Source organism: Sphingobacterium sp. SRCM116780, assembly GCF_021442025.1.
GTDB lineage: Bacteria > Bacteroidota > Bacteroidia > Sphingobacteriales > Sphingobacteriaceae > Sphingobacterium.
On sequence record NZ_CP090446.1, the window covers coordinates 4018299 to 4033777 of the forward strand.

The 15479-nt window shown below is 36.3% G+C and carries 10 protein-coding genes; 9 read left to right on the forward strand and 1 reads right to left on the reverse strand.

Features of this window, described 5'->3' with window-relative positions:
* Positions 1–365 precede the first annotated feature (365 nt).
* A complete protein-coding gene (locus LZQ00_RS17375; RefSeq protein WP_234510521.1) occupies positions 366–1631 on the forward strand; it encodes a chloride channel protein in 1266 nt (421 codons plus the stop codon).
* A gap of 171 nt (positions 1632–1802) precedes the next feature.
* Here LZQ00_RS17375 and LZQ00_RS17380 read toward each other — a convergent pair whose 3' ends face one another.
* Positions 1803–1994, reverse strand: a complete 192-nt coding sequence (locus LZQ00_RS17380; protein WP_021190047.1) for a cold-shock protein — start codon at positions 1992–1994, stop codon at positions 1803–1805.
* 254 nt (positions 1995–2248) lie between these two features.
* Here LZQ00_RS17380 and LZQ00_RS17385 point away from each other — a divergent pair, with 254 nt between their 5' ends.
* From LZQ00_RS17385 to LZQ00_RS17420, 8 genes are all read left to right on the forward strand, one after another.
* The gene (locus tag LZQ00_RS17385; protein ID WP_234510522.1) at positions 2249–4579 is read left to right on the forward strand and encodes a GH92 family glycosyl hydrolase; all 2331 of its coding nucleotides are present in this window, start codon (positions 2249–2251) and stop codon (positions 4577–4579) included.
* A gap of 6 nt (positions 4580–4585) precedes the next feature.
* Entirely contained in the window at positions 4586–5305 is a 720-nt protein-coding gene (locus LZQ00_RS17390) for a basic secretory family protein (RefSeq protein WP_234510523.1), read from the forward strand.
* Between the two features lie 11 nt (positions 5306–5316).
* Positions 5317–7611: a GH92 family glycosyl hydrolase gene (locus tag LZQ00_RS17395; protein WP_234510524.1), complete on the forward strand. Its 2295-nt coding sequence runs from the start codon at positions 5317–5319 to the stop codon at positions 7609–7611.
* Positions 7612–7731: 120 nt separating this feature from the next.
* Complete coding sequence (locus LZQ00_RS17400; protein WP_234510525.1) at positions 7732–9132, forward strand: sensor histidine kinase; 1401 nt, start codon at positions 7732–7734, stop codon at positions 9130–9132.
* 1 nt (position 9133) lies between these two features.
* Positions 9134–9817, forward strand: a complete 684-nt coding sequence (locus LZQ00_RS17405; protein ID WP_234510526.1) for a response regulator transcription factor — start codon at positions 9134–9136, stop codon at positions 9815–9817.
* Positions 9818–9916: 99 nt separating this feature from the next.
* On the forward strand, positions 9917–10492 hold the full coding sequence (locus LZQ00_RS17410) for a discoidin domain-containing protein (RefSeq protein WP_234510527.1): 576 nt from the start codon (positions 9917–9919) through the stop codon (positions 10490–10492).
* Positions 10493–10505: 13 nt separating this feature from the next.
* Complete coding sequence (locus LZQ00_RS17415; RefSeq protein WP_234510528.1) at positions 10506–13592, forward strand: SusC/RagA family TonB-linked outer membrane protein; 3087 nt, start codon at positions 10506–10508, stop codon at positions 13590–13592.
* Positions 13593–13609: 17 nt separating this feature from the next.
* Positions 13610–15421, forward strand: a complete 1812-nt coding sequence (locus LZQ00_RS17420) for a RagB/SusD family nutrient uptake outer membrane protein (protein ID WP_234510529.1) — start codon at positions 13610–13612, stop codon at positions 15419–15421.
* The last annotated feature ends 58 nt before the right edge of the window (positions 15422–15479 follow it).

Genomic DNA, 15479 nt, shown 5'->3' on the forward strand with positions numbered 1-15479 from the left:
TATCGCAACTGTTTATGATTGATAACAAATTTTAATAAAATTGTAGTCACAAATTTACATAATTTTATTTCATACATATAGTTTTTTTTAAGTAATTATTCGATTGATTTGCATTTTTATATATAATGAGGTGATCTTGTTAGGAAATGGCAATTGTTATTTTTGTGTTATAGCTAAAAATATTATTCGGATTGTTGTGACGATAATTCAATTCTCTTTCTTCAGCAATTAAAATAATTTCTAATGTTATTAACATATGAAATGATAAAAATCGAGATTTTATTGATACTTTTTCTGTTTTCTTCCATTAACTTGTAGAACCGCTATTTTTTATAGTAGCTTTGCCGGGAAATATCAAATCGATCATGAAAGATAACATACAGCTATATAGTTATTTTAAACTCATGATGAGCAGTATTATTGTTGCTGTACTATCGGGAGTATTAGCTTATTCACTAAAGCATTTGACGACGTATTGTCAAGATTTTCTGTTTGAACATGTGGAAGAGCTCAATCGCTATTTATACCTTATTTTTCCATCAATAGGTATTACTGTCATCTATTTTCTTCGTAAGTATTTGTTTCAAAATAGAAAGAATAAAGGTATCCGGGAAATCTATAGATCCTTGGATACGCGCCAAGATCATCTTCCATTTTATAAAATTCCATCGCATTATATTAATGGCTTTTTAACGGTTATTTTTGGTGGCTCTACGGGTATAGAAGTCTCCACTGTGGTTTCCACAGCTACCATCGGTAATCAGTTTTGTAAAAGAGGTTGGAGTCCCATGAAATTTAAAAAAGAGTTGGTTTGCGCTGCTGTTACAGCTGGGGTAGCGGTATTATTTGGCACTGTCTTAGGAGGATGGTTTTTTGCTATAGAAGTGATTGCTCGTGGAATGAAGAAAACGGTATTGTTGAGTTGCACGGTAGCTGCAGCAGTTGCCTTTGTCGGTATACATTATTTTGAAAAGAAACCTTTAATATCATTCCCTGTAGATAATTGGCATTGGTATGGGTTGCCATTTATGGCTGTATTAGCGATATTGGGTGCTTTATTAGCGATCTATTTTATGAAATTGGTACTCACTTGTAAGCACTTTTTTGCAAAAATTAACAGTAATTTCTTACGTGTAAATATTGGAGCTATTACCATAGGAAGTCTCATTTTTGTATTTCCGGCTTTATATGGTGATAGTTATCATGGCCTTAATCAGATGATAAAACTACTTTTACAACCTGATGTTTCTACAACAATTCCGGTCTCCTTGTTCTTTTTAATTTTATTAAAACCTTTGACTGCTGCATTGACCTTAGGGGCTGGTGGAGATGGTGGTGTATTTGCACCTAGTATTGTTGCAGGTGCATTTTTAGGAATAGCATTTGCCCTTGTTTGCAATTTTATCTTTGGTTTAGATCTGTTAATTTTGAATTTTGCTTTGATCGGTGCAGCCTCAACATTAGCAGCAGCAATTCACGGGCGATTTACAGCTGTTTTTTTAATGTGCAGCCTAGTACCAAATGGTTATATGTTAATCTTTCCAATTGCAATGGCTGTATGGATTGCTTACGCAATTGCTAAAAAAATAACTCCTTATAATGTTTATACCTATCCCGAAATGGCAAAGTAGTATTATATGCTGACACACGTGTAAATAGTCCTGTTTCAAAAAAATGAGGTAATGGTAATTTTATATGAGAACTACCCTCGGAAAGAATATTAATTTATTGTTGTGGGCTTTTGTAACAAAAAAAAGCAGCTTCTGATAAAGAAGCTGCTTTGCAAGAAAATATAATAGTAATTAGTTTATTCTTACATTAACGGCATTTAAGCCTTTTTTCCCGTTTTCAATTTCATAGCTAACGCTATCACCTTCTCTAACTTGGTCTTTTAAACCTGAAATGTGTACAAATACATCGTCTCCGCCATTTTCAGGGGTAATAAAACCAAATCCTTTAGTTTCATTGAAAAACTTTACAGTTCCTTTATTCATTTTATTTAAAAATTATATTGATGCAAGAATAGGCTAAATAAGTCAATAATTTTCTGAACCGAAGTAAAAAAGACTTTAATATGACAATTGTATTGCGTAATAATTCCTTTGTAATAAAGAAGATAGGAAGTATAATTTACTGTGGTTTTATTTTTATTTATTGCTAAAAGGTTTTATCTTTATTTTCGTTAAATCAATTATTTCCAGCATAACTAGCTGAAATAGCCAATTTATGTCAATAAATCTAATCACATATGTTTTTTAAAACCCTAAAGTGGGGGATAGCATGGAGTTTAAGTCTATCCTTATTTTGTACAAATCCTGTTTCAGCCCAAAAATTAAATGGAAAATCGGTTGACCCTGTTGATTTGGTGAATCCTTTAATGGGAACAGATTCCAAACCTGATCTTTCTAATGGAAATACATACCCAGCAATTGGATTGCCGTGGGGTATGAATATGTGGACACCACAAACCGGGAAAAACGGTGATGGATGGCAATACACTTATGCCGCGGATAAAATAAGAGGATTGAAGCAAACGCATCAACCATCTCCGTGGATGAATGACTATGGACAGTTCTCTTTGATGCCTGTCACAGGAAAAGCTCTTTTTGATCAAGAAGAGCGAGCAAGCTGGTTCTCCCATAAAGCAGAGATAGCCACTCCATATTACTATTCCGTGTATTTAGCGGATCATGATGTGACAGCAGAATTGACACCTACTGAGCGTGCAGCTATGTTCAAATTCACCTTCAACAAAACAGACTCTGCTTTTGTTGTTTTAGATGCTTTTGATAAAGGTTCTGAAGTACAGATTATTCCAGAAAAAAATATGGTTATTGGTTATTCTACTCGTTATTCAAGAGGTAAATTAGAAAACTTTAAGAACTATTTTGTTTTGATTTTTGATCAACCTTTTGATAACTTCTCCACCTGGGAGGGTAAGAACCGTTTCAAAGGTAAATTAAAGTCTACTGCTGACCGAACAGGTGCAATTTTAGGATTTAAAGTTAAAGATAAATCAAAACCTGTTCAGGTTCGGGTGGCTTCTTCCTTTATCAGTGCTGAACAAGCTATGCTCAATTTGAAAGAACTGGGTAACCGCAGTTTTGATCAAGTGAAGACAGAGGGAAGAGCAATTTGGAATGAAAAATTAGGACGTTTAGCAGTAGAAGGTGACAACGTTGATCAAATGCGTACCTTCTATTCTACATTGTACCGTACCTTGTTCTTTCCGAACAAATTATATGAAATAAATGCCGCTGGAGAAAAAGTCCACTATAGTCCTTATACTGGAAAAGTATTACCAGGGTATCTGTATGGAGGTACGGGATTCTGGGATACATTCCGAGCCTTATATCCTTTCTTGAACTTGATGTACCCATCGATTAACGTGGAAATGCAAGAAGGTTTGAAGAATGCTTACATGGAAGGTGGATTCTTACCAGAATGGAGTAGCCCTGGTTTTGCAGACATCATGGTGGGTAACAACTCGGCTTCTATTGTATCGGATGCTTACATCAAAGGATTAAGAGGATATGATATCAATACGTTATATGAAGCATTAAAACATGGTGCAAACAATGAAGGGCCAATGACAGCAGTAGGTCGTAAAGGTGTAGAATATTATAATAAATTAGGTTATGTGCCATATGATGTGGGTATCAATGAGAACGCTGCTCGTACACTTGAATATGCCTATGATGATTTTACAATTTATCAATTGGCTAAAGCCTTGAACAAACCGAAAGCAGATATTGAGTTATATGCAAAAAGAGCACAAAATTATCGTAACCTTTTCGATCCTTCAACTAAACTAATGCGAGGAAAAAATAAGGATGGTCAATTTCAAAGTCCTTTCAATCCATTAAAATGGGGAGATGCATTCACTGAAGGTAATAGCTGGCATTATTCATGGAGCGTGTTTCATGACGTTGAAGGTTTGATCGATTTAATGGGAGGTGATCAACAATTTAATCTCATGTTGGATAGCGTGTTCAATCAATCGCCTGCTTTTGATGATAGTTACTATGGTGGTACTATTCATGAGATCCGAGAAATGCAGATTGCTAATATGGGACAATATGCGCATGGAAATCAACCCATTCAACATATGATTTACTTGTACAATTATAGTGCACAACCGTGGAAAGCACAATATTGGATTCGTCAGGTCTTGGATCGTCTATATAAAGCGACACCAGATGGTTATTGTGGAGATGAGGATAATGGACAAACGTCAGCTTGGTATGTGTTTTCTTCATTAGGTTTTTATCCAGTGTGTCCAGCTACAGATCAATATGTTTTGGGAGCACCTCTTTTCTCTAAAGCAACATTAAAATTAGAAAATGGTAAATCCTTAGCGATTGTAGGAAATCAAGCTAGTGCACAAAATCTTTACGTTAATGACTTGAAAGTGAATGGTATGTCATATAACAAAAACTGGTTGAGTCATCAGGAACTATTGAAAGGAGGGACACTTACTTTTGATATGGTCGCTAAACCAAATTATAATCGTGGATCAAATAAGGCTGCGGCACCTTATTCAATGAGTACGGAGTTAAAGACCAGTCTTAAAAAATAAGAGAAAATGAAACAAGTTTTTATTCAAATAATTGGTTGTATTTTAGGGTTGATTGTTGTACAATCAGCCCTTGCTCAAGACAATTGGCAACATACGGAGTATGATCGGAAAGAGGCAGTAGATACCGACAGCCTCACAAAGAAAGGATATACTTTGATCTGGATCAATAAGGACAAGGATTTTAACCCTGCATTGAAAGAGAGATTAATCAGTACTTTTTTTATGAATTATCCTAAATTGGCTAAAAAGTATAATAAAAAGACCATGAAAAAGGTGTTTTTTGTGATCGATCCAGACTATAAAGGTGTCGCTGCAACTGCAGGAGGAATTGTGCGCTATAATCCAGCTTGGTTTGCCAAAAACCCAGGTGATATTGATGTAGTGACACATGAAGTGATGCATATTGTGCAAGGTTATCCAAACGGTTCTGGCCCTTGGTGGATCACTGAAGGAATTGCAGATTATGTACGTTTTGTAGATGGTATAGATAATGCAGGAGCAAATTGGAAATTGCCAGAATGGAGTGCAAAACAAAAATATACCGATTCATATCGCATCACAGCACGTTTCTTTTTTTGGATAGAGAAAAAGTTTAAGAAAGGATTTGTTAAAAATTTAGACTTAGCAATGCGAGATAAAACCTACACCGAAGAATTTTGGAAAAAACAAACAGGAAAGACACTCGATCAGTTATGGTTGGCTTATGGTCAAGATCCATCTCTTTAACATATGAATACATGATAAGCAAGCGATTCCTATATTTTGGACTGTTACTTTTTCCTGGTCTACTACAGGCCCAAGAGTCCAAATTAATTCAATATGTAAAACCTTTGATTGGTACTGCACGAATGGGACATACGTTTCCAGGTGCAACAGTGCCTTTTGGTGCAGTACAATTGAGCCCAGATACGGATACAATTCCGTATGCCATGAATGGTCAATATAACGGTGACGTTTATAAGTATTGTGCTGGTTATCAATACGATGATCCAACAATTGTTGGGTTTAGCCATACCCATTTTAGTGGCACAGGACATTCAGATTTAGGTGATATACTAGTGATGCCTACACAAGGTAAGGTGCAATTGAATCCTGGTACAGCCGATCGGCCACAAGATGGTTATCGCTCAACTTACGCGCATAGTAATGAAGTTGCAGAAGCTAACTATTATCGTGTGTTGTTGGATAAACATCACATCAAAGCAGAAATGACAACGACAACACGAGTGGGGATACATCGTTATACGTTTCAAAAATCCGATGCTTCCCATTTAATCTTGGATTTGACAGCAGGCATTTATAACTACGAAGATAAAAATGTATGGACTGTCGTACGGGTTTTAAATGACTCAACCTTAGTTGGTTATCGTCAAACGAATGGTTGGTCTCGAACACGGACAGTTTATTTTGCTATCAAAACTTCAAAAGCATTTAAAAATTATGGGGCTAAATATGAAGATAGAAAGCAGGTTTACAGTGGTTTCTGGCGTAAGTTTGACCAAAAAAATAATTTCCCAGATCTAGCCGCCCATCAAATCAAGATGAATCTGGATTTTGATACAAAGGACGGTGAAGAGATATTGATGAAGGTTGCATTAAGTCCGGTAAGTATGAAAAATGCGTTAAGTAATATGGAGCAGGAAACTCCGGATTGGAATTTTGAACGCTATGTACAGCAAGGTCAACAGGCTTGGGAACAAGAATTGAATAAGATTCAAGTAGATATGCTGAATAAAGAAGATTTGGTCAATTTCTACACAGCGATGTACCATGCCAGCTTGATGCCAACAGTTTATATGGATACCAATGGAGAATACAAAGGATTGGATCAGGAAATACATCAGGCAAAAGGATTTACGAACTACACGTCCTTCTCTTTGTGGGATACTTTTCGAGCCTTCCATCCATTGATGAATTTAATTAACCCCTCGCGCAATGCGGATATAGTGGCTTCGATGATGGCGCATTATGATCAAAGCGTATTGAAAATGTTGCCTATATGGTCGCATTATGCCAATGATAATTGGTGTATGAGTGGATATCATTCGGTATCAGTTATCGTAGATGCTATTTTGAAAGGGGTCTATAAAGGTGATGCAGAGGCGGCTTTGAATGCTTGTGTTCAAACGGCTAATGCACGTAAATATGAAGGAATCGGATCTTATATAGATAAGGGCTATGTACCGGATGAGGTTTCTGGAACTTCTGTTTCGAATACACTTGAATACGCCTATGATGATTGGTGTATTGCACAACTCGCTAAAAAACTAGGAAAAGAAGATATTTATCAAACATTCATAAAAAGAGCTTCGAATTGGAAAAACGTCTATGATACATCGATCGGTTTTATGCGTCCTAAAGATAGCAACGGTACGTTTAGAGCAAAATTTGATGTTTTGGAAACCCATGGACAAGGATTTATCGAAGGAAATACTTGGAACTATAGCCTCTATGTACCGCATCAACCAGCAGCGATGATGGAGATGATGGGAGGGATGAAAAAATTAGAAGGTTATCTGGATTCGTTGTTTACAATGGAATTACCCGATAAGTATTTTGAAAATACGGAAGATATTACGAGAGACGGTATCATCGGTAATTATGTGCACGGTAATGAACCATCTCATCATGTTGCTTACCTCTACAATCTGACCCAAAGTCCTTGGAAAGCACAGGCTCGTGTTCGGCAGATTATCCGTAATCAATATCATAATGGACATGCAGGTTTAGGAGGTAATGATGACTGTGGACAGATGTCCGCTTGGTACTTATTTACGGCATTAGGTTTTTACCCTGTTGCATCAGGAGATGATGCGTATTGGATTGGAAGCCCATTGGTCAAATCAGCTAAGATTAACTTAGAAAATGGGAAAACGATCTCAATACAAGTGAAGAATCAGTCAGAAAAGAATGTTTATGTAAAAAAAGTAAGCCTAAATGGTCAATCTTTATCAGACTTAAAACTTCCTTATGAGGCCATTAAAAATGGCGGAGAACTTCAATTTGAGATGACAAATAAACCAACTAAATAACGGGTTTGTACAGTAATTTTCCTCCCGTTTGTTGTTTGAAGAAGTTGACTGTTGTAATGGATCATAAAGACGAAATAGAACGTTTTAGAAATGTCAATAGGAAAGTTGATCAATAGGAAAATGAGCAAAATTAAGATGATTCAAGTGGTAGCAATTACCAGTTTTATTATCTTAATTTTACTTCAAGTGAGATTAATATCCAGTGTTTATCAAATTGAACAGCTTGAGTTTTTGAAAAATGAAAAAGAGGGTATCAAATTAAACTATGAAGAATCGATCGTTAATGACAAAGTGTATCCTGGTGGACAAAAAATCATTGATTCTATTTTAGTTCCACACTATACCGAACTGGAGCAACTATATAAAAAAGATCGGAAGCTTTTTGACCAAAGGTTGAAACAGTTGGGAGTAAAAGTTTTGTTGGAGCTAAAAAATAAAGCAAACTTTAAAGTTCAATTTCAACAACTGATCCGTAAGCAAAAACTGGACTTGGCAGAATATGATTATGCACTATTTATGGACAAATTGGCTTTGACATTTGATGGTAAAACCTATTATTCATTATTTACAATCAGTCCCAAAAATCGAGAAGGGTTAATAGAAGGAAATTTTGATGTTGTACATCCGCAGCATAGTGTGTCCGCTATTACCGTTTCTTTGTCATCTCCAAATTCTAATTTGGTTGGTTTTAAACTTTATGTAAATAAACATAATCAGGCGAAAAATATATTGATGTCTATTGCCCCCTTTTTGCTTTTAGCAATTAGCAGTATTCTTGTGATTGTTTTTCTATTTTTTGTCACGATGCGCAATTGGATGAGACAAAAGAAATTGAATGAAATTTCATCAGATTTTTTTAATCATGTGACCCATGAATTTAAAACACCTTTGACAACCATAAAAGTATCGACTAAAAATCTGAGAACTGATCTTGAAGATAACCAGTGGACTGGTGGTTATCGTAGTTTTGATGTCATAAATAGGCAAGTACAAAGATTGGACAAATTGATCAATCAAGCTTTGGAAGTTTCTTCTTTTGATCCTCAAGCAGCACAGTTTGCTAAACATTTTTTAATTACTGACCTCTATAATATCTTATTGGATCTGCAAGTGAAGTGGAAAAATCAAGCTGTTATTTCATTTCGTTTTGATGATAATATCACAACACACTGTGCGTATTACGACCATTTTATGTTGACTACGCTAATCACAAATTTAGTAGAAAATGGATTGAAACATAATGTACAGGAACAAAAGAAAGTGGCTGTATTGGTTATGCAAAATTCCGATAAGTTTTTGGAAATTGAGATTCATGATAATGGGCATGGTATAAAAAAGAGTGATCGCAAACGAATCTATAAAAAATTTCAAAGAGGAGAACAGATGACCTCAACAACTGGACTGGGACTTGGCTTATACTTTGTACATAAAATTATTGAAGTACATAAGTGGAAGTTAAATTTGGAAAGTGAAATAGATAAGGGAACAATTTTTAAGATTACCATACCTATTCTAAAGTAAAATGGAAGGAAAAATTTTGTTAATTGAAGATGACCAAGATCTAGGACCTGAAGTCCAATGGTGTCTAGAGCGGAACGGTTTTAAAGTTAATCTAGTTGATGATGGTATCAAAGCCTTAGATCTATGTAAGACCCAAATCTTCGACCTGTTACTTGTTGATGTGCAATTACCTTCTTTAGATGGTTTTGAGTTGATCAAGCAACTAAAGCTAATCAAGCCTGATTTTCGTTTTTTATTTCTTACAGCACGTAATACAAAAGACAGTTGTATTGCAGGACTTAAATTGGGAGCTGAAGATTATATAACCAAACCTTTTGATACCGAGGAACTCTTGTGGCGGATGAATAACATTCTGGCTCGTGGACGTGAAAAGAAAATCGAACAATTGCATGTCGCAGATGTAACGTTGTATTGTAATACGATGGAACTGATGATAGGTGAAGGAAAGACGATTCGCCTAACTAATCGCGAATTTGAACTTTGGAAATATTTAATGCAGAACTTGGATCGTGTACTGATGCGTGAGGAGATACTGACTAAATTGTGGGGAGAAAGTGATTATTTTATGGGAAGAAGTTTAGATGTCTTTATTTCTAAAATAAGGAAAATCTTGTTGGGCTCCTCCCAATTGAAGATTGAAACAGTTTATAAGGTTGGTTTTATTATCCGATTGATCAAATCTTAATTGGAAAAAAATATACGTTAACAATTGGTTAACAAGTTTTTGACACTGGCTTCTCTATATTAGAATACTAATTCGTTTTAGTAAACTAAATAGCCAGTTATGAATAAACTAACCAAATCTAGACAATTTTTGCTCTTTGTTGGCATTATGTTGTCTTTTAGTGCATGCAAGAAAACGGAGGTCAAGCACTATGAACTCTTACCTCCAGAAAAAGAAGCTGAAATGGATATTACCATCTATGGTAAACTATCTGTTAATCATGAAAACGGTGGAGGTGTTTCTGCTGGTGAAGGCTCTCCTAAAGTTGTCGATGATGACTATGCTACAAAATTTCTAATCAATCCCTTTTACAATGATCTTTTTCTGCAATTAACTTTCCCTGGCGGGATTGCTGTGACTTCTTATGTATTAGCCTCTGCAAATGATGCACCAGGGCGGGATCCTAAAGATTGGGATCTTGTTGGTTCCAACGATGGGGAAAATTGGACAACATTGGACAGTAGAACGGGATATACCTTTCCAGATAGAGATTACAAGATTCGTTTTGATCTCTCCAATACAGCAAAATACAAATTTTACAAACTGAATATTAAAGCAATTGCTGGAGGATCTGGTTTGTTTCAATTAGCCGAATGGCGATTGATCTCTGATCCTCAAAAAAGTGCTAACCTTTAAAACGATTATGATAATGAAAAAGATAATTGGAAGCATGATTGCCTTTCTAGTTTTTTGTACCTGTTTTATGGTACATGAACTCCATGCGCAAACAGGTCAAGTGTTAGTAAAGGGCATTGTGAAAGACGAGATGAATGTGAATCTCACAGCTGTAACTGTGACTAATTTAACTACACAAGGATCTACAGTTTCGAATGACAAGGGTCAATTTGAAATATTAGCAAGTCGAGGAGATTCTATAGCAGTTACAAACGTGGGATACGAAGCCTATCGCGTTGTGATTAACAATGCAATTACCTTAAATGTTGTTTTAAAAGCAACGAGTAATGGAATTAATGAGGTAGTTGTGGTAGGTTATGGTCAGCAAAAGAAAATTTCGGTAGTAGGAGCCCAATCCAGTGTGAATGTTGAAGATCTGAAACTTCCGGTAGCTAATCTAAGCACCATGTTAGCGGGACGTATATCAGGACTTGTAGGGGTTCAACGTTCTGGACTTCCTGGGGCTGATGGTGCCGATCTGTGGATTCGCGGGATTTCAAGTATGTCAGGCAATACAGGACCATTGATCGTGGTTGATGGGGTACAAGGAAGGGATATAAATGGTCTTGATCCGGAAGATATTTCTTCATTGACTATTTTGAAAGATGCAGCTGCTACAGCCGTTTATGGAGTTGCGGGAGCAAACGGCGTAATTTTAATTAGCACTAAAAAAGGGATATCTGGCAAACCGACATTGATGTTTAACTATAACCAAGGTTATACGTCGTTCACAAAAAAACCAGAATTGACTGATGGGGTGACCTATATGTTGTTACGGAATGAAGCACGACTGGCAACTGGAATGCAAAAGGAATATTCAAATAATTATATCAACAATACTATATTGGGAGAAGATCCCTATTTGTATCCGAATGTGAACTGGATGGATCAGCTCTTTAAAAATTCGGCAAGTAATCGTCGTGCAAATTTTAGTGCCAGAGGAGGATCGGATTTTGCCAGTTACTATGTGTCTGGAGCCTATTATGACGAATCTAGTTTGTTGCGGACAGACGATTTACAAAAATACGATGCTACTACTCGATATAAACGCTATAACTTTACTTCTAATATTTCGATGAATTGGACGACAACAACGAAGTTTGAATTAGGAATTCAAGGTAATATTGGAAATATCAACTACCCTGGAGTAAAACCTGAAGAAGCTTTTGGAAATGTTATGCAAACCAATCCAGTTTTATATCCAGCAATGTATCCAGGTAATTTTGTGCCAGGAGTTAGTTCTGCAGGAGCTCAACCAAATCCATACGGACAAATAACACAAACAGGTTATCAAAATATTTTTAATAATCAAGTGATGTCAAACGCTCGATTGACACAAGATCTTGGTTTTTGGGCAAAAGGCTTGAATTTTTCGGCCTTATATTCTTTTGATATTTGGAATGAGCATACTATTAATCGTACACGAAATAGAAGTACCTATCTAATAAATCGACTGTTTCCATATGATGATCAAGGAAATCCTATTCTTAATATTATTTCGCAGGGAGCTGATGACCTTGCCTTCTCTAAATCGAATAATTCCAATAGACAATTTTATACAGAAGCAGCTCTGAATTATAATACGCTAATAGGAGAAAAGCATCAATTATCAGCGATGTTATTGTACAACCAGCGTGAGATTGTAGAAGCCTTTGCAAATGATGTCACTTCCTCACTTTCTTTCCGTAATATGGGAATGGCTGGACGTGTTACTTATTCCTATGATGATCGATACTTTGTAGAGAGTAATTTTGGTTACAATGGTTCTGAGAACTTTGCTCCTGGAATGAAATTCGGATTCTTTCCTTCTTTTGGAGTCGGTTGGTTAGTTTCCAATGAGAAATTTTTTGAACCGATGAAAAATAGCATTAACTTTTTAAAATTACGCTATTCAGATGGTAAAGTAGGGGATGGTAGTAATGGTGGTACGCGTCGCTTTGGTTATCTAACCTTGGTGAATACAGGAGCAGGCGGTTATACTTTTGGAAATGGTTCTAACAATACAGGCTATGGAGGTACTGCAATCACCGATTATGGGACCAATGTACAATGGGCAGAATCTCACAAACAGAATTTAGGTATTGAAATCAAAACCTTAAAAAATAAATTGTCTTTAACAGTAGATTTTTTTAAAGAAAAAAGATCTGGTGTGTTTCTTCAAAGAGCATCGCTTCCTGATTACGTGGGATTGACAAATAATCCTTGGGCCAACTTAGGTATTATACAAAACAAAGGTGTGGATGGTACATTAGAGTTAAGTCCTTTTCCAATAGGGAATGTTTTCTTGGACGTTAGAGCTACTTATACCTACAATAAAGATCAAATTTTGGAGAATGATCAGCCAAAACAACCTTATCCATATATGGAGAGACGTGGTAAGAATGTACTTGGCATCTATGGATATCAAGCGGATGGTTTGTTTCAATCGGCTGATGATATCAAAAATCATGCTGATCAAAGTGCTTTGGGGGCACAACGCGTAGGAGATATTCGTTATAAAGATTTAAATGCGGATGGCTTGGTTGATGCAAATGATGTCAGCTGGATTGGTAATGGGGATGTACCAAATTCTGTCTTTGGCTTTGGTATCAATGTTTCCTATAAGCAGTTTTACTTTGGCGGATTTTTCCAGGGAACATCTGGGGCAGAACGTCTAATTGGTGGCGATGGTATTATCCCTTTTAATAATAGTACTGGGGCAGAGAGAAGTAATCTTTTTACTATCGCTGAAGATCGTTGGACAGAAGAAAACCCACTTCAAAATCCATTTTATCCTCGTTTGGCTTACGGAAATGCTGCAAATAAAAATAATGCAGTTAGTTCTACATGGTGGGTGAAAGATGTGGATTTCCTACGTTTAAAGACCTTGGACGTTGGTTATAATTTTAAAAAGGATTTCTTGCAGAAATTAAGTGTTAAGAGTGCACGCATATACGTACAAGGTGTCAACCTATTATATTGGAGCAAATTTAAGCTTTGGGATCCTGAATTGAATACAGGTAATGGAACCCGTTATCCAAATGTGAGAACAATTTCAATGGGAGTACAAGCAACATTTTAACTTTTAATCTTACGAAAATGAAAATAAATAAATTCAGTTGGATGTTAATGGCTACATTGTCGCTAACATCTTTAAATGGCTGCAAAAATTATTTGGATCAAGTTCCAGACGATGTGATTACAGTAGAAGATATATTTAAATCCAAAGCAAATACGGATAAATTTCTAGCCAATATCTATAGCACCATTCCCAATGAGCTGGTACAACGATTCACAAATTACGCGAATGGAGGTCCTTGGACAGCCGCTTCTGATGAAGCAAAATATACTTGGGATTTTAATTATGCAAATAACATGACTTCAAGTGTATGGAGTAATACTGATGGAGTCGTTGCTGGATTTTGGAATAATTATTATGAGGGTATTCGCAATGCATCATACTTTATTCAAAATATCGATAACGCGAATCCTGTTGAAGTGACTTCGGTTATGAAATCAACTTACAAAGCGGAGGCAAGAGCGCTTCGAGCCCTATACTATTATTATCTAGTAAGAACATACGGTGCTGTACCACTTATAGGAGAACAGGTATTGGATATCAATGCCCCTATTGCTGATCTTAAACTTGCAAGAACTCCTTTTGATGCCTGTATAGATTATATTGTGTCAGAGTTGGATGAAGCCTACAAAGAATTGCCTTATACCCCAAGTAATAGTGAATATGGACGAATTACAAAAGGAGTTGTCAAAGCCTATAAAGCCGAAGCCTTATTGTTGAAAGCAAGTCCATTGTTTAATGGGAACTCGGAGTTTTCGGCGATTAAAAACCCCGATGGTACAGCTTTATTTAGTGCTACCGCAGATAAACAAAAGTGGACAGCTGCAGCTGCAGCTGCAAAAGCTTTTATAGATGAATTTGTACCTACTTATTATAACCTGTATCAGGTGACGAATGCGGATCCATTTGTAGCAGCTTATCTATCCTGTCGGAACGTGATGACAGTAGATTGGAATCAGGAGTGGATTTTTGCCCGTTCGAATAGTGATAATAATACACAGTATGATCGTACACCTAAACACGTAGGTTTTCCTTCTGCTGCCCAAGGTGGTGGTGCACTAGGAGCAACACAGGGTATTGTAGATGCTTATTTTATGCAGAATGGTTTACCAACTACAGATGCTAACTCCGAATATTCGGAAGTTGGATTTGCCAACTATAAAGCTCCTTATGATGTTACAGAAAGAACAACATTCAAGATGTATGTCAATCGAGAACCTCGCTTTTATGTTGGGATCACCTATAGTGGTAGCTATTGGTTGAATCAAGCCAACAGCAGCTCACCCATAATTTCTTTGTTTAATTACAGCGGAAATTCTGGACGCTCGCAGAGTGCTTCAGATGTGACACCAACTGGATATACTGTTAGAAAGAATGTTTCATCTAATGATAATGCAAGAGGAGCACTATTATTGCGATTGGCAAATATCTATTTGGATTATGCTGAGGCACTAAATGAATCATCCCCAGACAATGCAGATATTTTGAAATATGTTAACCTGATTCGTAAACGAGCTGGAATACCAGGTTACGGTGAAGGAAATGTGCCTCTTCCTGCAGGACAAGTTGCTATGCGTGAAGCCATCCGAAAAGAACGTCGCGTGGAACTAGCCTTTGAAAATGTTCGTTATTTTGATACGCGTCGTTGGAAAATTGCAGAAGGTACAGACAATGGGCCTATCTATGGAATGAATCTCAATGCAGACGGTAATGATTTCTTTAAACGGACACTTATTGAAACACGAATATTCAAAAAGAGGGATTATTTATTTCCAATTCCAAATAATGAAGTATTAAAAAATGAAAATTTAATTCAAAATGTGGGTTGGTAACCTTTGGTTTATTTTTCGATTGAAACACAGTTTCATTACGGTTTAACTTTCTACAGGC